The organism is Isoptericola maris (assembly GCF_048065335.1).
GTDB classification, from domain to species: domain Bacteria; phylum Actinomycetota; class Actinomycetes; order Actinomycetales; family Cellulomonadaceae; genus Isoptericola; species Isoptericola rhizosphaerae.
Genome location: NZ_JBLUNY010000005.1, coordinates 63768 through 83392, shown reverse-complemented (window position 1 = coordinate 83392; position 19625 = coordinate 63768). Strand labels below are relative to the sequence as shown.

The 19625-nt window shown below is 74.0% G+C and carries 18 protein-coding genes; 14 read left to right on the top strand and 4 right to left on the bottom strand.

Annotated elements, in window-relative coordinates:
* Positions 1-2 precede the first annotated feature (2 nt).
* From ACH5HR_RS09505 to ACH5HR_RS09495, 3 genes are all read left to right on the top strand, one after another.
* Positions 3-443: a response regulator gene (locus ACH5HR_RS09505; RefSeq protein WP_402375255.1), complete on the top strand. Its 441-nt coding sequence runs from the start codon at positions 3-5 to the stop codon at positions 441-443.
* A gap of 80 nt (positions 444-523) precedes the next feature.
* Positions 524-1450 carry a PAC2 family protein gene (locus tag ACH5HR_RS09500; protein ID WP_402375253.1) on the top strand — a complete coding sequence of 309 codons (927 nt, stop codon included), beginning with the start codon at positions 524-526 and terminating at the stop codon, positions 1448-1450.
* A gap of 178 nt (positions 1451-1628) precedes the next feature.
* Positions 1629-1832: a cold-shock protein gene (locus ACH5HR_RS09495; protein WP_402375251.1), complete on the top strand. Its 204-nt coding sequence runs from the start codon at positions 1629-1631 to the stop codon at positions 1830-1832.
* Between the two features lie 57 nt (positions 1833-1889).
* Here the strand turns inward: ACH5HR_RS09495 and ACH5HR_RS09490 are convergent, their stop codons facing one another.
* A complete protein-coding gene (locus ACH5HR_RS09490) occupies positions 1890-2702 on the bottom strand; it encodes a spermidine synthase (RefSeq protein WP_416477570.1) in 813 nt (270 codons plus the stop codon).
* Between the two features lie 193 nt (positions 2703-2895).
* On the opposite strand from ACH5HR_RS09490, the gene ACH5HR_RS09485 reads away from it, so the two are divergent.
* From ACH5HR_RS09485 to ACH5HR_RS09475, 3 genes are read left to right on the top strand one after another with little or no spacing between them, the layout of a single operon-like run.
* Positions 2896-3306: an SAV_6107 family HEPN domain-containing protein gene (locus ACH5HR_RS09485; protein ID WP_416477568.1), complete on the top strand. Its 411-nt coding sequence runs from the start codon at positions 2896-2898 to the stop codon at positions 3304-3306.
* The gene (gene dinB / locus ACH5HR_RS09480; RefSeq protein WP_402375245.1) at positions 3303-4550 is read left to right on the top strand and encodes a DNA polymerase IV; all 1248 of its coding nucleotides are present in this window, start codon (positions 3303-3305) and stop codon (positions 4548-4550) included. Before ACH5HR_RS09485 ends, dinB begins: the two co-directional genes overlap by 4 nt.
* A gap of 38 nt (positions 4551-4588) precedes the next feature.
* Entirely contained in the window at positions 4589-5014 is a 426-nt protein-coding gene (locus ACH5HR_RS09475; RefSeq protein ID WP_402375243.1) for an SCO2097 family morphological protein, read from the top strand.
* Between the two features lie 108 nt (positions 5015-5122).
* Here the strand turns inward: ACH5HR_RS09475 and ACH5HR_RS09470 are convergent, their stop codons facing one another.
* From ACH5HR_RS09470 to ACH5HR_RS09460, 3 genes are read right to left on the bottom strand one after another with little or no spacing between them, the layout of a single operon-like run.
* On the bottom strand, positions 5123-7435 hold the full coding sequence (locus tag ACH5HR_RS09470) for a transglutaminase TgpA family protein (protein ID WP_416477566.1): 2313 nt from the start codon (positions 7433-7435) through the stop codon (positions 5123-5125).
* Positions 7405-8733, bottom strand: a complete 1329-nt coding sequence (locus tag ACH5HR_RS09465) for a DUF58 domain-containing protein (RefSeq protein ID WP_416477564.1) — start codon at positions 8731-8733, stop codon at positions 7405-7407. The genes ACH5HR_RS09470 and ACH5HR_RS09465 overlap by 31 nt, the downstream gene beginning before the upstream one ends.
* A gap of 1 nt (position 8734) precedes the next feature.
* Positions 8735-9748: an AAA family ATPase gene (locus ACH5HR_RS09460; RefSeq protein WP_402375548.1), complete on the bottom strand. Its 1014-nt coding sequence runs from the start codon at positions 9746-9748 to the stop codon at positions 8735-8737.
* A 365-nt stretch (positions 9749-10113) separates the two neighbouring features.
* Between ACH5HR_RS09460 and mraZ the strand changes: the two genes are divergently transcribed.
* From mraZ to murD, 8 genes are all read left to right on the top strand, one after another.
* Complete coding sequence (gene mraZ, locus ACH5HR_RS09455; protein WP_518486616.1) at positions 10114-10548, top strand: division/cell wall cluster transcriptional repressor MraZ; 435 nt, start codon at positions 10114-10116, stop codon at positions 10546-10548.
* 153 nt (positions 10549-10701) lie between these two features.
* Positions 10702-11730 (top strand): 16S rRNA (cytosine(1402)-N(4))-methyltransferase RsmH, encoded by a 1029-nt coding sequence (rsmH, locus tag ACH5HR_RS09450; RefSeq protein WP_402375235.1) that lies wholly within the window; start codon positions 10702-10704, stop codon positions 11728-11730.
* Positions 11727-12149, top strand: coding sequence for a cell division protein FtsL (gene ftsL, locus ACH5HR_RS09445; RefSeq protein ID WP_402375233.1), 423 nt, complete (start codon positions 11727-11729; stop codon positions 12147-12149). Before rsmH ends, ftsL begins: the two co-directional genes overlap by 4 nt.
* Before the next feature lie 59 nt (positions 12150-12208).
* A complete protein-coding gene (locus ACH5HR_RS09440) occupies positions 12209-14095 on the top strand; it encodes a peptidoglycan D,D-transpeptidase FtsI family protein (RefSeq protein ID WP_402375231.1) in 1887 nt (628 codons plus the stop codon).
* 28 nt (positions 14096-14123) lie between these two features.
* Entirely contained in the window at positions 14124-15722 is a 1599-nt protein-coding gene (locus ACH5HR_RS09435) for a UDP-N-acetylmuramoyl-L-alanyl-D-glutamate--2,6-diaminopimelate ligase (RefSeq protein WP_416477561.1), read from the top strand.
* The gene (locus tag ACH5HR_RS09430) at positions 15719-17125 is read left to right on the top strand and encodes a UDP-N-acetylmuramoyl-tripeptide--D-alanyl-D-alanine ligase (RefSeq protein ID WP_402375228.1); all 1407 of its coding nucleotides are present in this window, start codon (positions 15719-15721) and stop codon (positions 17123-17125) included. Before ACH5HR_RS09435 ends, ACH5HR_RS09430 begins: the two co-directional genes overlap by 4 nt.
* Complete coding sequence (gene mraY, locus ACH5HR_RS09425) at positions 17122-18204, top strand: phospho-N-acetylmuramoyl-pentapeptide-transferase (RefSeq protein ID WP_402375226.1); 1083 nt, start codon at positions 17122-17124, stop codon at positions 18202-18204. The genes ACH5HR_RS09430 and mraY overlap by 4 nt, the downstream gene beginning before the upstream one ends.
* A 17-nt stretch (positions 18205-18221) precedes the next feature.
* The gene (gene murD, locus ACH5HR_RS09420) at positions 18222-19622 is read left to right on the top strand and encodes a UDP-N-acetylmuramoyl-L-alanine--D-glutamate ligase (RefSeq protein ID WP_416477559.1); all 1401 of its coding nucleotides are present in this window, start codon (positions 18222-18224) and stop codon (positions 19620-19622) included.
* Positions 19623-19625: the final 3 nt, after the last annotated feature.

Below are 19625 nucleotides of genomic sequence, written 5' to 3'. Positions count from 1 at the left end.
GGATGACGGAGCAGCAGGTCGGTATCGAGGTCCTTCTGGTGGAGGACGATCCCGGCGACGTCCTCATGACGCGCGAGGCCTTCGCCGAGCACAAGGTCGCCAACCAGCTGTCGGTGGTGTCCGACGGCGTGAGCGCGATGGAGTTCCTGCGGCGCGAGGGCGAGTACGCGCAGGCCCCGCGGCCGGACCTCATCCTGCTCGACCTCAACCTGCCGCGCATGGACGGCCGGGAGGTCCTCGGGCTGGTGAAGGAGGACCCGGTGCTGAAGCACATCCCGGTCGTCGTCCTCACCACGTCGGAGGCGGAGGAGGACGTGCTGCGCTCCTACGCGCTGCACGCCAACGCGTACGTGACCAAGCCGGTCGACTTCGAGCGGTTCATCGACGTCGTGCAGCAGATCGACGAGTTCTTCGTCTCCGTGGTCCGGCTCCCGCGTCGCTGAGGTCGGGAAGATCTCGGGGGGCACGCTGGTTGTCCCGAGGGACGCTGTTGCGTCGTGGTGGTCGAGACGAGGAGGAACGGGTGCTGGACCCGCAGGGGATCTACGAGGTGGACGACGAGGCGATCGAGCGCACGTTCGGCGACGAGCCGGCGGCGAGCGGTGCGCCGGTCCTGGTGCACGCTCTGCGCGGCTTCGTCGATGCGGGGTCCGCCGGTGAGATCACCGTCGGGCACCTGCTCGAACGGTTCACGGCCACGCGACTGATCACCTTCGACGTCGACCGACTCGTGGACTATAGGTCGAGGCGTCCGGCGATGACCTTCGACGCGAACCGGTGGGCGGACTACGACGAGCCGTCGCTCGTGGTCGACCATCTGACGGACGGCGAGGGCACGGGATTCCTCCTGCTGCACGGCGTCGAGCCGGACGTGCAGTGGGAGCGCGTGGTCCGCGCGGTGCGCGAGATCGTGGAGCGGTTCGGCGTGTCCCTGACCGTCGGCGTCCACGGGATCCCGATGGGGGTCCCCCACACGCGCCCGCTGACGTTGACGGCGCACGGCACCCGCGAAGGGCTGGTCGAGGACTACACCTCGTTCTTCGGCCAGGTGCGGGTGCCCGGTTCGCTGGGCGCGCTCCTGGAGCTGAGGCTCGGGCAGACCGAGCACGACGCGCTGGGAGTGACGGTCCACGTACCGCACTACCTGGCGCAGTCCCGCTATGTACCCGCCGCCGTCGTCGCGCTGCAGCACCTGGAGAAGGCGACCGGGCTGGCGCTCGGGACGGACCGGCTCGCGGAGGCAGCGGCCGAGACGCAGGTCGAGGTCGCCGAGCTCGTGGCCGAGAACGAGGAGGTCGCCGCCGTCGTGCACCAGCTCGAGGAGCAGTACGACGCCTTCACCCGGTCGGTGGGCCGGACGAACCTCCTCGCCGAGGACGCCGCGCTCCCGACGGCCGACGAGCTCGGTGCCGAGTTCGAGAGGTTTCTCGCCCAGCGCGACGACGGCTGACCAGAGGGTCGCGACGCCGGGACCGGTACCGCGCGCATCCCGTGCGGAACGTAGTGGTCCATGCCACACTGTCGGGCGTCGCACCTGCTCACCGGCCCACGGACCGGTTCCGGCGCGGTGCGACGGCGGGTGCCCGTCCGGTGCACCCGTGCACCGGACGGAAGGTCGAAGGATCAGCATGGCGCAGGGTTCTGTGAAGTGGTTCAACTCCGAGAAGGGCTACGGGTTCATCGCCCAGGACGGCGGCGGGGCCGACGTCTTCGTCCACTACTCCGCGATCGAGACGCAGGGGTACCGAACGCTCGACGAGGCCCAGCGGGTCGAGTTCCAGATCACGCAGGGACCGAAGGGTCCGCAGGCGGAGCAGGTCGTCCCGCTCTGAGGCGGCACGTCCCGCCGCAGGCCGCCCCTCGGGTCTCGGGGAGCGGCCTGCGGCGTCTCAGGGCAGCGGCGCGGCCGACCCGACGAGGCGAGCCAGGTCGCCACCCGTGACGGTCTGCGCGGGCACGGCCAGGGATCGCAGGGCGCGCGCCAGCCGGGTGTCGGCGAGGTCGGGTCCGTCGGACGCCGAGCCGTCGGTCTGCGGAGCGACGGCGGCGATCACGACGTTGCCGTATCGACGGCCCTTGAGCACGGCCGGCTCGGCGATCAGGGCGAGGCGTCCGTGCCCGGCGGCGTCCGGGTCGAGGGACGCCGCGAACGACGCCAGCTCGCGCCGCGTCAGCTCCAGCGGTGGCCGGTCGGCACAGTTCACCAGGAGCAGCCCGCCAGGCCGCAGGACCCGTAGCGCCGCGTCGGCGAAGGCGCGGCCCGCGAGATGTTCGGGGGTCGCGTCGCCGGCGAACGCGTCACGCACGACGACGTCGAACGACGCGGCCGGCAGGGTCGACAAGGCGTGCCCGGCGTCGTCGGCCCGGAGCCGCAGCCGGGGCGACCGGGGCAGCGAGAACCACTCGCGCACGAGCGTCAGCAGGCGGGCGTCGACGTCGACGCCGAGCTGGCGGGAGTCGGGCCGGACGTGCTCGATCTGCCGGGGGAGGGCGCACCCCGCGGCGCCGAGGTGGAGGGCGCGCACGGGCCCCGGGTCGAGCAGGTCGACGACGGCGGCCATCTGCTGGAGGTACTCGAAGGCGAGGAAGCCCGGGTCGTCGAGGTCGAGGCAGGAGCTCGGCACGCCGTTGACGTGCAACGTCACCCGCCCGGCGTGGTCGGGGTCGGGTTCGAGGTGCGCCGTCCCGGTGTCGATCGGCACCGGGCCCGAGGGGAGTGTCGGTGCCTCGCGCGATGATCGGTCCGGACGGGTGGTGCGGGAGCGTCGAGCCATGGGGACAGTCTCTCGTGCGACACGCCTTGACAGGATCGAACAGACGTTCGAAGATGCGAGGGCGGGGCGGTCCCGCCGAGGGGTCAGGAGGTGTGCGATGACAGCACGAGGCGGTGCACCCGTGCCCGACCGTGTGGACAGGCTCCTGGCGCGGGCCGACGCGGAGCTGGCCGCCGCGGTCGCTGCCACCGCAGCCGCGGAGCGCTTCGTCCACGCCCACCTGGCGGCCTTGCGCTCTGCCGCCGCGGTCGTGGCGCTCCACGGGGACGCGCCCCGGGGGCGCGCGAGGGCGGTGTGGGACCTGCTGACCCGGGTGGAGCCCGAGCTGGCGGCGTGGAGCGTGTACTTCGCGTCCGGTGCGCGTCTGCGGGCAGCCGTGGACGCCGGGCACGGCGAGGACGTCACGCCGGCCCGCGCGGACGAGCTGCTCGCGTGCGCCGAGGACTTCCGGGACGAGGTGGGTCTCCGGCTCGACCCGGACGCCGGCTTCTCCCTGCGGGCTGCACGCGGTGCCGTGACGGCGGCATCGTGAGCCGCGGTCCGCGCTCCACGGACGTGCGGCGCGACTGGGGGGACGACGAGGAGGGCTCGTCGATCCTGCACGTCGACATGGACGCGTTCTTCGCATCGGTCGAGCTCGCGCGGCGGCCGGAGCTGCGGGGGCTGCCCGTCATCGTCGGCGGCCGGGAGCGGGGCGTCGTGCTCGCGGCCACCTACGAGGCGCGTGCCTACGGCATCCGGTCGGCGATGTCGATGGCCCACGCGCTGCGTCGGTGCCCGCAGGCCGTCGTGGTGCCGCCGGACCATCGCCGCTACCGGGACGTGTCCCGCTCGGTGATGGCGATGCTGGGCGACGTGACGGCGGTCGTCGAGCAGGTCTCGGTCGACGAGGCGTTCCTCGACGTGGCCGGCGCACGGCGTCGTCTCGGCAGGCCCACCGCCATCGGCGCGGCGCTGCGCGAGCAGGTGCGCGCGGAGCACGGCATCACCTGCTCGGTCGGCATCGGCCGCAACAAGCTCGTCGCCAAGCTGGCCTCGACGCACGCCAAGCCCGACGGTCTGCTCCTGGTGCCCGCGGCCGCGACCGAGCGGTTCCTGCGCGAGCTCCCGGTCGGCGCGCTGTGGGGCGTGGGGGAGAAGACGGAGCAGGTCCTGGCCCGCTGGGGCATCAGCACGGTCGCCCAGCTCGCCGACACCGACGTCGCGGTGCTGCAGGCCGCCGTCGGCCGGGTCTCGGGGGCGCACCTGCACGACCTCGCCTGGGGACGGGACCCGCGCCCCGTGGTCGCGGGACGCGCCGAACGGAGCATCGGTGCCGAGTCCACGTTCGGCCGGGACCTGCACGACCTCGCCGAGGTGGCGCGGCGGCTCCGCGAGCTCAGCGACCGGGTGGCGGGCCGGATGCGCCACCAGGGAGTGGTGGCGCGGACCGTCGCCCTCAAGGTGCGCACCAGCGACTTCCGGACCATGTCACGGTCCCGCACGCTCGAGGTACCGACGGACGTGGCGCAGGACGTGTACACGGTGGCTCGCGGGCTGCTCGCGGCGGTCGACCTCGAAGGGCTGCCGGTCCGTCTCGTCGGGGTGCGGGGTGAGAATCTCCGCGCCCGGGCAGAGCTCACGTCTCAGCCGTCGCTGTTCGACGACGACTCGCAGCTCGGGGCGCGACGCGACGCGGAGCTGGCGGTGGACGCCGTGCGAGAGAGGTTCGGCTCGGCCGCCATCGCCCTCGGGGCGTCGCCGACTACCGTCCAGCGCCCGGCAGGCATATCCTAGGGGCAGGCCACGAAACTACAGCGAGATCGGGGGGCCCGATGCCTCTGTCAGAGTACGAGCAGCGCGTCCTGGAGCAGATGGAGCGCGCGCTCGAGAGCGATGACCCCCGGCTGGCCACGACGCTCCAGCGTTCGCGCCATCGTTCACCGCTGCGGTACGTCCTCGCAGGGCTGTGCGTGGTGCTGGGCCTGGTGCTCCTGGTGATCGGGGTCGCATCGTCGTTGACCCTGCTGGGTGTCGCAGGATTCGTCCTGATGTTCGCGGGCGTCGTCTACGCGTTCTCGGCGCCGCGCAAGAAGGGGCCGCAGGGGGTCGTCGCTGCGGACGGCACCGTGGACCCCTCCTCTGCCGCTCACGCGGGTTCGGGCGAGCGCCGGAACCGGGCTGCGGCACCGAGCAAGGGCCCGGGCTTCCTGGCTCGCCTCGAAGAGCGCTGGGACCGCCGGCGAGACCAGGGTCGTTAGACAGGGCCGCGAGGCGCTGGGCTGACGCACCAGGCCGACGACCAGGCCGACGACCAGGCCGACGGGCTCGGCTCGGCGCGACCTACGAGGTCCGCCGGACCGGTTTGCTCACGACCTGTCGGTCAGGCGCTGGGTCACCCGCGCCGCCACCTCGGCGAGGTCCGGCTCGGTGACGTCCGGCCGGCCCGGCTCGACGTCGTCGGACGCGCCGCCGGTCATGTCGCCGCTCTGGTCTGCCGGCCCGGCGTAGCGCGCCCGTTCGACGGCCTCCGCGAGCGTGGTGAGGTCGTCGTGCACCTCCGGCACCGGCGCCCTGCCGCGCGCCCTGGTGACCGCGTCGACCACGGCCCCGGGGGCCTGTCGCGGTGTCGTGGGCGGGGGCAGCGACACCCCCTCGCGAGCCAGCGCCGCGACCACCTGCTGCCACGCCTGCTCGGCGTCGACCGGGCCTGTGTGCCGCCGTCGCCGTAGCAGCAGGAACGCGGTCGTCCCCGCTCCCGCGAGCAGGCCCGCAGCCAGCGCCACCCAGGCCCACGCGGGCAGGGTGTCCGCGGGCTCCGGCTCGACGGCGACCGGCGGCTCGGTCGGCACCGGCTCCGTCGGCTCGCTCGGTTCAGGCTGCTCGGCGGCCGGTGGTGGCACCTCCCGCTGAGGGGCCGGGTCGGCCGGGGCGTCGATCTCGGCGGTGGTGTAGGCGGGGGCGGTCCCGGTCTGCGTCGCGGGCGTCGGTTCGAACCGCACCCAGCCGGCACCCTCGAAGTAGAGCTCCGGCCAGGCGTGGGAGTCCTTCCCGGTCACCTGCCAGCGGGAGCCGTCGCTCGCTGCGTCGTCGACGGCCTCGCCGGGGAGGAAGCCGACCCCGAGCCGCGTGGGGATGCCCAACGTGCGAGCCATCACCGACATCGTTGTCGCGAACTGCACGCAGTACCCGGTGCGGTGCTGCAGGAAGTCCCAGACCGGGTCCCCGGTGCCGCCCCGGGGCAGCTGCGTGGAGTAGGTGAACGTGGCGGGGTCGCGCAACCACTGCTGGAGGGCGACGGCCTGCTCGTAGGCGTTGTCGGTCTCGCCGACGACCTCCGCTGCAAGGGCTGCCACCTCCTGCGAGTGCTCCGTCTGCGGAACCGTGAGGTAGGCGTCCTCGGTGACGCCGGCGCCCGCGTCGCGCAGGAGCTGCGGGTCCAGGTCACGGGGACGCACGCCCATCGTGTAGACGTCGCCCACGTCGGTCCGGTCGCCGACCACCTCGTCACGCAGCGGGTCGTAGCCCCAGGTGCCGCCGGCGTCGACCCGCCGGGGCTCGATGGCGACGGGCAGCTGGTCGTCCCTCAGCGAGCCCACGGTCACCGACAGGTCCTGCCGCTCCTGCAGCCCGCCGGTGGCGAGGTCGTCCGGCCACAGCAGCTCGTCGCCGGCGAACGGCCGGCCGTCGCGCTCCTCCCCGCGCTGCCACCGCCGGCCGTCGAAGGCGGTGGCCGTGTAGCTGCGCAGCGGCCCCACGTCCTCCTCGACGCCCGTGTAGGTGAGCACCACCTCGCCCGACCGTTCGGTGAGGCTGCTCAGCACGTCGAGGTCCTCGGAGAGCTGGATGGTGTCACCCGTGGTCGTGAAGTTCTGGTACCAGGCCCCCGCGTACCCGGGCAGGCTGCTCGACACCGCGGCCACGAGGCCGGCCGCCACCGCGACGACGAGGGCGACGGCGGTGGTGACGACGCTCCGCGCGCTCTCGGCCCGCCGCACCGCGGCCGGCGGACGTTCGGTACGCGGCCGCCGACGTTCGCCGGCCGCGACCGAGAGCAGCAGGAGCAGCGCCGCGACGACGACGACGAAGACGGCGGGAGGGACCGACCCGACGAGGACGAGCGGAGGGCACCACAGGGCGAGCAGCGGGATCCCGACTGCCGCCGGCCAGCGCAGACCTCCCGCGAGGGCGTCGCCGAGGAGCAGCACGGCGAGGGTGCCGCCAGCCGTCAGCAACGTGATCGGCAGCGTTCCCGGTACGGGGGCGACCTCGGACCGGATGATCTCGCCGGCGTCCCCCAGGCGATCCACCACCCGGCCCACGGCGTCGGACCCGATGAAGAGCTGCGGCTGGGAGGTCGGAGCACCGTAGGTGGCCAGCACGTACCACGCGGCGACGGCCGCGCCGCAGAGCGTCGGGACGACGGAACCTCCCGCGGTCTCGCCGCGTCCGCGTCCGCGTGCACGCCGTTCGAGCAGGGCCCGCGTGATCCCGGTGGTGGCTGCGACCAGCGCGATGCCGACGAGTCCGGTGCGTACCCAGTCGCCCGGCAGCACGAGGGCGGTGAGCGCGAGCATGGAGGCGCCGACGGCTACCGCCACCAGGACGGTCGTGGCGATCAGCCGGGCCGTCGGGCCGGCGTACGACGGGATCATGCGACGCTCTCCGTCAGCGTCGACCACGCCCGCTCCACGGGGGTGCCGGGGGTGCACGGCGCGACGCGCCACCCGGCGGCCCGCAGGTCGTCGGCGGTCGGGCCGACGTCGTGACGCATCCCGGCGGCACGGGGGACCACGAGGAAGGCCCAGCCGACGCCGTCGGCACCGAGGGACGCGAGGGCGTGGCGCTGCGGTCCGCCGCTCCTCGGCCCGATCACGGCGACGGTGACCTCGGATCCCGTCCGGTCGGCGCGCAGCGACCGGACGGTGGTGGTGAGGGCCCGGTCGGCCTCGCTGCCGCGCAGGCCCGTGAGGTCCACGGTCGCGTCGAGCAGCTGTGCGCGGCCGCTGCGGCGGCCGGCGGCGTGCTCGGTGCGTCCCGGGGTGGTCGTCGTGGCGACCAGGCGGGTCGGGTGCCCGGCCTCGAGGAACGACGTCGCCACCGAGGCGGCGAGCTCGACGGCCCATTCTCCGTCGTCGACGACGTCCCGGGCGGGCGGACGCGCTCCGGGGCGGTCGTCGGGCGGTGGGGCCAGCAGCTCGCGGTCGAGCAGCACCGTGACGGGACGCAGCCCGGCGCTCTCGTCGGCGCGGACCATCAGCCGGCCCTGGCGCGCCGAGCCGGCCCAGTGGACTCGGCGGGGGTCGTCGCCGGGGACGTACTCGCGCAGCACAGAGTCGTCGCTGGAGGCGAGGCGGGCGCCGACTGCCGCGCGGTCGACGTCTCCGAGCGCCGCGGCCCGCGCGGGCAGGGCGGTGGTCCGCGGCCAGACCGAGACGCGCGTCGCCCTGCCGAGGGGCTGGGTGGTCCGCGCCAGGCCGAAGACGTCGGTGCGGGTGGTGAGCACCGGGCCCAGCGGCCAGCGGCCGCGGCGCACGGGTGCGAGGGAGTACTGCACGTCGATGCGGTCGGGGCGGGCGCGCACGCGCGCGTGGATCCCGGACGGTCCGGCGAGCTCGTGGGCGGCCTGCTCGGACAGCCGCAGCCGGGCGAGTCTCTCGTAGGCCGCGCCGGTGCGCGCGCGGGCCCGGACGGTCAGGCGGGTGGTGGCGGGACGACCGGCGACCACGGGGTCCGGCTCGATGGCGCGCTCGACGTCGAGCGCGCCACGCCCTGCCTCGAGCCGCTGCCACCCGAGCGTGGCGCACGCGGCCGTGACCGCCAGGACCGCGGCGGCACCGAGCCCGACGACGTCGGGCAGATCGAGGACGATGCCGGTCGCCACGAGCACCGCCCCTGCCACCAGCAGCGCGCCGCCACGCCCGGTCGGTCGTACCCGGGCCAGGCGTCGGAACGCCGACCCACCTCCCTGTCCTGTCATGTCAGTGGCTCGGGTTCGCGGCCCTGCCGAGCGTCGCGCGACGCTGCGCCGCCGCGGGTGAGGTGACCCCGGCCGGGACCACGGTGCGGTCGACCACGTCGCGCACGATCTCCACCGCGCTGACGCCGGCCAGCCGTGACTCCGTGGACAGGATCAGCCGGTGCGCCAGGACCGGTACGGCGAGCGCCTGGACGTCGTCGGGCAGCACGTGCTGGCGGCCCACCATGGCCGCGTGGGCCTTGGCGACCCGGAGGAGCTGGAGGGATGCTCGCGGTGAGGCGCCGAGCCGCAGCCCGTCGTGCTCACGGGTGGCCACGACGAGGTCGATGACGTACTGCTTGACCGCGGGGGCGGCGTGCACGGCGCGGGCCCAGGCCGCGTAGCGGATCATGGCTTCCGCCGTCGTGACGGGCTCCAGGTGCGCGAACGGGTCGGTGGCCTGCTGGGAGTCGAGCATGCGCATCTCGGCGTCGTTGTCGGGGTAGCCGATCGCGAGCCGGGCCATGAAGCGGTCGCGCTGGGCCTCCGGCAGCGGGTAGGTGCCCTCCATCTCGACCGGGTTCTGCGTGGCCAGCACGAGGAACGGCCGCGGCAGGGTGTACGTGGTCCCGTCGACGGTGGTCTGGCCCTCCTCCATGCACTCGAGGAGGGCGGACTGCGTCTTGGGCGACGCACGGTTGATCTCGTCGCCGATGACCACGTTGTTGAACACCGGGCCCGGCCGGAACTCGAACTCTCCGCTCGACGAGCGGTAGATGTTGACCCCGGTGAGGTCGCTCGGCAGGAGGTCCGGGGTGAACTGCACCCGGCCGACGCGGCAGTCGATGGTCCGGGCGAGCGCCTTCGCGAGGGTGGTCTTGCCGACGCCCGGGACGTCCTCGACGAGCAGGTGACCCTCGGCCAGGAGGACGGCGACGGTCAGCCGGGCGAGGTCGGGCCGGCCCGGCACCACGGACTCGACGGACGCACGGACCCGTGCGGTGGCGGCGACCAGCTCACCGAGCCCGGCGCGCAGCGCATCGGGGCCGGTGTTGGTCTGCTGGACCGGGACAGGACCGCCGCTGACGGCGCTGGTGGCGTGGTCGGTCTGCACAGGGAGGGCCTCCGGTCGTCCGTCATGGTGCTGCGAGCAGCCTAGTCGTTCCGTGACCTGCACGTGATGTCGATCACGTGGTGGACGCCGAGGCCCTCCACCACGCTCCACCGCAGCACCGATCCGCTGACCTGCGTGGACGTTCGTCAAGTCCCGCGGATGGGTAGTTCCACCCATGTCAGACCGCGCCTGGTGGAGGAAAGTGGAGTAGCGTGGAGGGAGCGGGAGCCCGAGGGGAGGTGCGGACCGTGGCAGCAGCACTGGGGGACCAGTTCCCGGGTACGGGGCTGCTCCTCGGCACGTACACCCCTCGGCTCGACGAGAAGGGCCGGTTGATCCTCCCGGCGAAGTTCCGCGCCCGGCTCGCCGCAGGGCTCGTCATGACGCGAGGTCAGGAGCGTTGTCTGTTCCTGCTGCCGATGGACGAGTTCTCCCGCATGTACGAGCAGGTCCGGCAGGCGCCGGTCACCAGCCGGCAGGCACGCGACTACCTGCGCGTGTTCCTGTCGGGGGCGAGCGACGAGGTGCCGGACAAGCAGGGCCGCGTGGTGATACCCGCGGCGCTGCGCGAGTACGCCGGCCTCGGCCGGGACGTCGCCGTGATCGGCGCCGGTACCCGTGTCGAGGTCTGGGACGCGCAGGCGTGGGAGTCCTACCTGGCCGAGCAGGAGTCGTCGTACTCCGACGTGGCCGAGGAGATCTTCCCCGACCTGCAGTTCTGACGGCACCGGACAACAGCACAGGCACCATCGGCCCGCACGACGAGGCCTCCTCCCGCGAGGGTCTGGCGCACTTCCCCGGCGCCAGAACGACGCGGAGGGAGACCTGGTCGGGCGGGCCGCAGCGAACCGGCACGACCTCGGAGAGGGGGCAGCATGAGCACGGACGACGACGGAGCACGGCCCGCGCAGGACCGGCACGTGCCCGTGCTGCTGCAGCGCTGCGTGGACCTGCTCGCGCCGGCGCTCGCCGAGCCGGGCAGCGTGCTCGTGGACTGCACCCTCGGGATGGGCGGGCACACCGAGGCCGTCCTCGAGCAGCTCCCCGGGGTCCGCGTGCTGGGCGTCGACCGCGACAGCCAGGCCCTCGAGCTCGCGTCCGCGCGGCTGGCGCGGTTCGGCGAGCGCTTCGTGCCCGTGCACGCCGTGTACGACGAGGTCGGCGACGTCGCGGCCGACCACGCCGGCACGTCCGACGGGCTCGTCCAGGGCGTGCTGATGGATCTCGGGGTGTCGTCGCTCCAGCTCGACGAGGCCGGGCGGGGCTTCGCCTACGCCCAGGACGCGCCCCTGGACATGCGGATGGACCAGTCGCGCGGGATGACGGCGGCGGACGTGCTCAACACCTACGACGAGCGCGACCTCGCGCGGATCCTGCGGGTGTACGGCGAGGAGCGGTTCGCGCCCCGCGTCGCCCGGGCACTGGTCCGCCGGCGCGAGGAACGGCCGTGGGAGCGGACGGCGGAGCTGGCCGACGCCGTGCGTGCCGCCATCCCGGCGGCGGCACGCAAGACGGGCGGCAACCCGTCGAAGCGGACGTTCCAGGCGCTGCGCATCGAGGTGAACGGCGAGATCGAGGTGCTCGAGCGTGCAGTGCCCGCCGCGATCGAGACGCTCGCCGTCGGTGGCCGGATCGTCGTGGAGTCGTACCACTCGCTGGAGGACCGGATCGTCAAGCGGGCCATCGCCCGCGGCACCACCTCGAGTGCGCCGTCGGGGCTGCCCGTCGAGCCGGAGACGCACCGGCCCTACCTGGAGGCCCTGACCCGGGGCGCCGAGGTGGCCGACGCCGTCGAGCTCGAGCGCAACCCACGGTCGGCGTCGGTCCGCCTGCGGGCCGCGCGCCGGGTGCGTCCCACACCCGACCACCTGATCACCAGCCCGACCCGGAAGGAGCCGCGATGAGCGCCCTGCGAGCACCCGCCACGTTCCCGGAACGCCGCGGCGAGCCGACGCCGCGCCGGGCACCGCTCACCGCCGTCGAGGGCGGGGCCGGGCGCCGGCTCGACGCCGTCCGGGCGCCGCTGCAGGCGGCGTCGGGGCTGCCGTTCATGGTCCTGTGCGCCGTCGTGCTGGTCGGGGCACTGCTCTCCGCCCTGCTGCTCAACACCTCGATGGCGCGCGGATCCTACGAGATGTCGCGCCTGCAGCGTGAGGTCGGTCTCGTGGCCCAGGACGTCCAGGAGGTCCAGGCGGAGCTGCGGGAGGCCGAGTCGTCGCTGCCCCAGCAGGCGAACCGGCTGGGCATGGTCCCGGCCGAGGACATGACGATGCTCTCCGTGCTCGAGGGCGAGATCCTCGCGGGGGCCCCGGAGGGACCGTGAGCGCGACACGCCCGGCGCGGCCCCGACGATCCGGCCCGACCCGGACGCAAGATCGAGGGGTGACGAGACAACCCGCCGGCCGGAGCCGCGCGACGCGGAGCGCCGGTGCGGCCGGCCGGAAGGCCGCCACGAGCCGACGGCGGCCACCACCGTCGCCACCGGCGAAGGGGCGGACCCCTCGCCGGCGCGAGCCGGGGGACCCCGCACGCCGGCAGCGGTGGCTCATCGTCCTCGCCGCGATCGTCCTGACGGTGTTCGTCGGCAGGCTCGTGCAGGTCCAGGTGGTGCAGGGGGCGGCGCTCGCCTCCGACGCCCAGCAGGACCGGCTCGCCACGCAGGTGACGCCGGCGCACCGCGGGGACATCCTCGACCGGGACGGCACGGTCCTGGCCACGTCGGTCGACCGGTACTCGATCATCGCGGACCAGGAGTCGATCCAGAACTTCCGGGGCAACTCCCGGCACGACGCCGAGGGAGACCCGGTCCAGGACGGCGCCCTGGGCATCGCCCAGCTCCTGGGGCCCGTGCTGGGCGAGACGGAGGAGACGCTCGCCGCCAGGCTCAACGGCGAGGACCGGTACGTGAAGCTCAAGGAGGGCGTCGTGCCCGAGGTGCAGCGCGCCGTCACCGAGCTGGACCTGCGGGCGTACATCCGCACCGAGCTGAGCTCGAAGCGGACCTACCCGTCGGGCGCGGTCGCCGGACCGATCCTGGGGTACGTGAACTCCGAGATGGACGGCCAGGGCGGGGTCGAGGCGGCGTTGGACGACGTGCTGGCCGGGACCGACGGCACGCGCACGTACGAGCGGGGGCGCGACGGTGTGCCGATCCCCGCCTCGGAGATCGAGTCCGTGGTGGCGGTGCCCGGCCAGGACGTGTGCCTGACGATCGACGCGGACGTGCAGTGGAAGGCGGAGGAGCTCCTCGACGACGCCGTCCGCGACACCGGCGCGGCGTACGCCATGGCGATCGTCCACGACCTGCGCACGGGCGAGGTCGTCGCGATGGCCGACTCGGGCGACGTCGACCCGAACGACCGCACGACCGACGCCGTCGCCGACGGCTCCCGCGCCGTGAACGTGGTCTTCGAGCCAGGTTCGACCGGCAAGGTGATCGCGATGGCCGCGGCGCTCGAGGGCGACTACTGGGAGCCCACCGACCAGTTCGAGGTGCCGGACACCTACACCGTCGACGGCGAGACCTTCAGCGACTCGCACCCGCACCCGGTCGAGCGGTGGACGCTGGCAGGGATCCTGGCGCAGTCCTCCAACACCGGCACGGTGATGATGGGCCAGGAGATCCCGTGGGCCGTGCGGTACGACTACCTGCGCAAGTTCGGCCTGGGCGAGCGGACGGCCCTGGGGCTGCCCGGCGAGAGCGCCGGGCTGCTGCCGGACGAGAACATCGACGAGATCGAGAACCGCACGCCGTACACGGTGCTCTTCGGGCAGGGCGTGGCGGTGAGCGCGATGCAGGCCACGCAGGTCTTCTCGACGATCGCCAACGACGGCGTCCGCATGCCTGCCACCGTCCTGGCGGGCACGCAGACGCCCGACGGCGTCCGTACCGACGCGGAACCGGGCGAGGGCGAGCGGGTCGTCTCGGAGCGGACGGCCGACGACGTGCTGACCATGATGGAGGCCGCGACCAGCGAGGAAGGGACCGGATCGGCCGCGCAGGTGCCCGGCTACCGGGTGGCCGGCAAGACCGGCACCTCCCAGATGTTCGAGGGCGGCGGCACCACCTACGTGGCGTCGTACATCGGCGTCGCGCCGGCGGACGACCCGCGCTACACGGTGTCCGTCTTCCTCAAGAGCCCTCGGTCGTCGATCTACGGCGGGGTGGTCGCTGCGCCGGTGTTCTCCGAGCTGATGGGCTACACGTTGCGCAAGGAGGGCGTGCCGCCCTCGACGCGTCCCGTCGACCAGTTCCCGCTGACCTGGTGACCTGTCAGCAGCAGGTAGGTTCTACCCCGTGACATCCCCGACCGATCGCATCCGTCCCACGGATCCTGTCCCGCGTCGGCTGGCCGACCTCGCCGCGGCCTTCGGGCTGACCGCCGCGTCCTCCGGACCACCCGCCGACACCGTCGTGACGGCCGTCGCCAGCGACAACCGGGCCGTGGTCCCGGGAGACCTGTTCGTCGCCCTGCCCGGTGCACGCAGCCACGGTGCGGCGTTCGCCGCGGACGCCGTGGGTCGGGGTGCGCCGGCCGTCCTGACCGATGCCGCCGGGGCCGGTCTGCTGGCCGGTCTGGACGTCCCCGTGCTGGTCGCCGCCGACGTGCGCGCCGTCCTGGGGCCCGTCGCGGCCTGGGTGCACGGCGCGCCGGCCCAGGACCTGACGACGTTCGCGGTGACGGGGACCAACGGCAAGACGACGACGACGTACCAGGTGGACCACCTGCTGCGCGCCCTCGGGCACCGTGGCGGGCTGGTCGGCACGGTCGAGACCCGCGCCGGCGACCAGGTGCTGCCGAGCAGGTTGACGACCCCGGAGGCCGCCGATCTCCAGGCGCTGCTGGCGAGGATGCGCGAGATCGGCGTCGACGCGCTGGCGATGGAGGTCTCGTCGCACGCCGTGACGATGCGCCGGGTGGACGGCATCGTCTACGACGTGGCCGGCTTCACCAACCTGAGCCAGGACCACCTGGACTTCCACGGCGACCTGCCGACCTACTTCGCGGCCAAGGCCGAGCTGTTCACCCCGGCACGGTCGCGGCGCGGCGTCGTCGTCGTGGACGACGCCTGGGGCGAGCGGATGGCGGCGACCGCCGGCGTCCCGGTCGAGACGGTGCGCACGCTGCCCGCCGAGGCGGACGCCCCTGCGGCGGACTGGACGGTCTGCGACGTCGTCCCGCACGGCACGGGCTCGGCCTTCACGCTGACGCACACCGACGGTCGCGAGCTGCGGACCTCCACCGCGCTCCCGGGTGGCTTCAACGTGGCGAACGCGGCGCTCGCCGTCGTCATGGTGCTGGCTTCCGGTGCCGCCCTGGAGGACGTCGCGGCCGCCCTCGAGGCCGCGGACGGGCTGTCCGCCCGGGTGCCCGGCCGCATGGAGGTGGTCGGCGCCGGTGGTGCGGGGCACCCGCGCGTGGTCGTGGACTTCGCGCACAACACCGACGCGCTCGAGCTCGCGCTGGCGGCGCTGCGGCCGACGACGGCGGGCCGCCTCGTCGTGGTCTTCGGGGCCACGGGCGACCGCGACCCGGGCAAGCGGCCCGCGATGGGCGCCGCAGCCGTGGCGGGCGCCGACGTCGTCGTGCTGACGGACGACGACCCGCACGACGAGGACGCCGCGAAGATCCGCTCCGAGGTGCTCCCCGGGGCCGAGGCCGCCCGGGCGAGCGCCCGTGCGACGGGGCGCGACGTCGTCGTGCAGGAGGTCGCCCCCCGCGACGAGGCCATCCGGCGAGCCGTGCTGGAGGCAGGTCCGGACGACACCGTGCTGGTCGCCGGGCGCGGCCACGAGACCATCCAGGAGGTCCGGGGCGTCGACGTCGCCCTGGACGACCGTGTCGAGGCCCGCAGCGCCCTGCGTGCCCGTGCAGAGAGGACCCCTTCCGCATGATCGAGCTCACTGCCGCCGAGGTGGCCGACGCTACGTCCGGGACGCTGCTCGCCGAGGCCGGCGTGGCCGTGACCGGGCCCGTCGTCGTCGACTCGCGGCTGGTCGAGGCGGGGTCGCTCTTCGTCGCGGTGCCGGGGCAGAACGTCGACGGCCACGACTTCGCGGCGGCAGCCGTCGCGGCCGGTGCCGCGCTCGTGCTGGCGACCCGACCGGTCGACGGCGTCCCGTGCGTCGTCGTGGGGGACGTCCAGGTCGCGCTCGGTGAGCTCGCCCGCGTGGTGCTGGAGCGGGTGCGCGCGGCGGCGGAGGTCCGCGTGGTGGCCGTGACGGGTTCGGTCGGCAAGACGACGACGAAGGATCTGCTCGGCCAGCTCCTCGGGCCGGACGTGGGTCCGGAGGCGATCGTGGTGCCCGCCGGTTCCTTCAACAACGAGATCGGGCTGCCCCTGACCGTGCTGCGGGTCACCACCGCCACCCGGGTGCTGGTGCTGGAGATGGGCGCCGACGCGCCGGGCGACATCACCGCACTGACACGACTGGCCCCGCCGGACGTCGGGATCGTCCTCGCGGTCGGCACGGCACACCTGGGCCGGTTCGGCGACGTCGAGACGATCGCACGCACCAAGGGCGAGATGGTCGAGGGTGTCCGCCCGGGCGGGACGACGGTCCTCAACGTGGACGACTCGCGGGTCGCCGCGATGGCCGCCCGGGCCGCCCCGACCACCGCCGTGGTCACCTTCGGCACGATCCCGGCGTCGAGCGTCCGCGCGCGCGACGTCGTGGTCGACGGCGGACGGGCACGGTTCACGCTGACCACCGCCGACGGCTCCGCCCCGGTGACGCTGCGGCTCGTCGGCGCTCACCACGTGACCAACGCGCTCGCCGCTGCGGCGGCGGCTCTCGAGCTCGGTGTGCCCCTCGACGCGGTCGCCTCGCGGCTGTCGGAGGCCGGGCCGTTGAGCCCGCACCGCATGGCCGTCGTCGAGCGGTCGGACGGGGTGACGATCGTCGACGACTCCTACAACGCGAACCCGGACTCGATGCGGGCGGCGTTGCGTACGCTGGCCGTGATGGCGGGGCGCACCCGCCGGTCGGTCGCCGTCGTCGGTGAGATGCTCGAGCTCGGCGACGCCGCGCGCGTCGAGCACGACGCCATCGGGCGGCTCGCCGTCCGGCTCAACGTCAAGCGCCTCGTCGTCGTCGGCGAGGGGGCGTACCACGTCCACGAGGGGGCCCAGCAGGAGGGCTCCTGGGGAGAGGAGTCGGTGTTCGTGCCTGATCTGGAGGCCGCGCGGGAGGTGCTCTCCGCCGAGCTGACCGAGGGCGACGTCGTCCTCGTCAAGGCGTCGCAGGGCTCCGGCCTGTGGCGGCTCGCCGACCAGCTCGTGGAGGCAGACGCGTGATCGCGGTCCTCGCAGCCGCCGGCGTCTCGTTGCTGGTCGCGCTCCTCGGCACGCCCCTGTTCATCAAGTTCCTGGTGCGTCGCAACTACGGCCAGTTCGTCCGCCAGGACGGCCCGACGGCGCACTTCACCAAGCGCGGCACGCCTACCATGGGCGGCGTGGTCATCATCGGGGCCACGCTCCTGGGGGTGGCGGCGTCGATGATCTTCGCCGGTCGGCCACCGAGCGCCTCGGCGCTGCTGGCGCTGTACCTCATGACCGGCCTGGGGCTGGTCGGGTTCCTGGACGACTTCACCAAGATCCGCAAGCAGCGGTCGCTCGGTCTGACGGCGCGGGCCAAGATCATCGGCCAGGGGTTCGTCGGCATCTCCTTCGCGGTGCTGGCCCTGGAGTTCCCCAACGCGAACTCCCGGACGCCCGCCTCGACGCGGATCTCGTTCCTGCGCGACACCAACCTGGACCTCGCCTTCGCCGGTGCGACCGTGGGCCTGCTCCTGTTCGTGATCTGGGCGAACTTCCTCATCACGGCCTGGTCGAACGCGGTGAACCTCACCGACGGTCTCGACGGGCTGGCCACCGGGTCCTCGCTCATCGTGTTCGGTGCGTACGTGCTCGTCGGGATCTGGCAGCTCAACCAGTCGTGCCAGCGGGTCGCTGCGGCCGGACCGGGCTGCTACGAGGTCCGCGACCCGCAGGACCTCGCGATCGTCGCGGCCGCGATCATGGGCGCCTGCGTCGGCTTCCTGTGGTGGAACGCGAGCCCGGCCAAGATCTTCATGGGCGACACCGGCTCGCTGGCCCTGGGTGGCGCGCTCGCCGGGCTGTCGATCCTCAGCCGTACCGAGATCCTCGCGGCGATCATCGGCGGCCTGTTCGTCATCATCGTGATGAGCGACATCATCCAGATCGGGTCGTTCAAGCTCACCGGCAAGCGGGTCTTCAAGATGGCGCCGCTGCATCACCACTTCGAGCTGTCCGGGTGGGGCGAGGTGACGATCGTCATCCGCTTCTGGCTCATCGCCGGGTTCTTCGCCGCGCTGGGGATGGGCGTCTTCTACGCCGAGTGGGTCGTCAGTTGACCGGATCGTCCGGGCCGGTGGACGGAGCGCGCGTGCTGGTGGCCGGGCTCGGGGTGACCGGGCGGGCCGTGGTCGCCGCCCTGTCCGGGCGCGCGGCGTCCGTGGTCACGGTGGACGCCCGCGCCCAGGACGCCGACGTCGTGGGTGCCGACGCGACGGCCGCCGCGGTCGCCGAGCGGCTCGTGGCGGCGGCCGACCTCGTGGTGGCGTCGCCGGGCTGGCCCCCGTCGGCAGCGCTGCTGACGGCGGCGCGGAGGGCCGGCGTGCCGGTGTGGAGCGAGGTGGAGCTGGCGTGGCGGCTGCGCGCCGGCGCCCCGTGGCTCGCGGTGACGGGCACCAACGGCAAGACCACCACCGTGCGGATGCTGGCGTCCATCCTCACCGCGGCGGGCCTGCGGACCGCCGCGGTGGGCAACGTGGGCACCCCCGTGCTGGCCGCGGCGCAGGACACCGACCTCGACGTGCTCGCCGTGGAGCTCTCCAGCTTCCAGCTGCACCACACGGTCTCGATGGAGGTCGAGGCCGGCGCCGTGCTCAACGTGGCGGCCGACCACCTCGACTGGCACGGCTCGCCGGAGGCGTACGCCGCCGCCAAGGGCCGGGTCTACCGCGGGGCGCGGGTGGCGTGCGTGTACAACGTGGCGGACCCGCGCACCGAGCAGCTGGTGCGCGACGCGGACGTCGCGGAGGGAGCGCTCGCGGTCGGGTTCACCCTCGGTGCGCCCGGACCGGGACAGGTCGGCGTCGTCGAGGGGGTCCTCGTGGACCGCGCCTTCCACGCACCGGCCGACGCCCGGGACCGGTTGCGCACCGCCGCGGAGCTGGGGACCCTCGACGACCTGGCGCACCTCGGGCCTGACGGCGCGCCGCCGCACGTCGTCGCCGACGCCCTGGCCGCCGCGGCGCTCGCCCGGGCGCACGGTGTCGAGGCGCGTGCCGTGCGTGACGGCCTGCGAGCCTTCCGCCCGGACGCCCACCGTGCCGCCGTCGTCCGCCACCTCGACGGCGTGGCCTACGTCGACGACTCGAAGGCCACCAACGCGCACGCGGCCGCGGCCGCGCTGGCGGCCTGCCCGCCCGGCACCGCCGTGTGGATCGCCGGCGGGCTCGCCAAGGGCGCGTCCTTCGACGACCTGGTCGCGAGCCGCGCGGACCGGCTGCGTGCCGCCGTCGTCATCGGCACGGACCCGGCGCCGTGGACCGACGCGCTGGCCCGACACGCACCCGAGATCCCCGTCGTCGTGGTCGATCCCGGCGACACTGGCACCGTGATGTACCGGGCGGTGGGAGCCGCACGGGAGGTCGCCGTCCCCGGCGACACCGTGCTGCTCGCACCGGCGGGGGCGTCCATGGACCAGTTCTCGTCCTACGCCGAACGGGGTGACGCGTTCGCCGCGGCGGTGCAGGACCTGGCGTAGGGA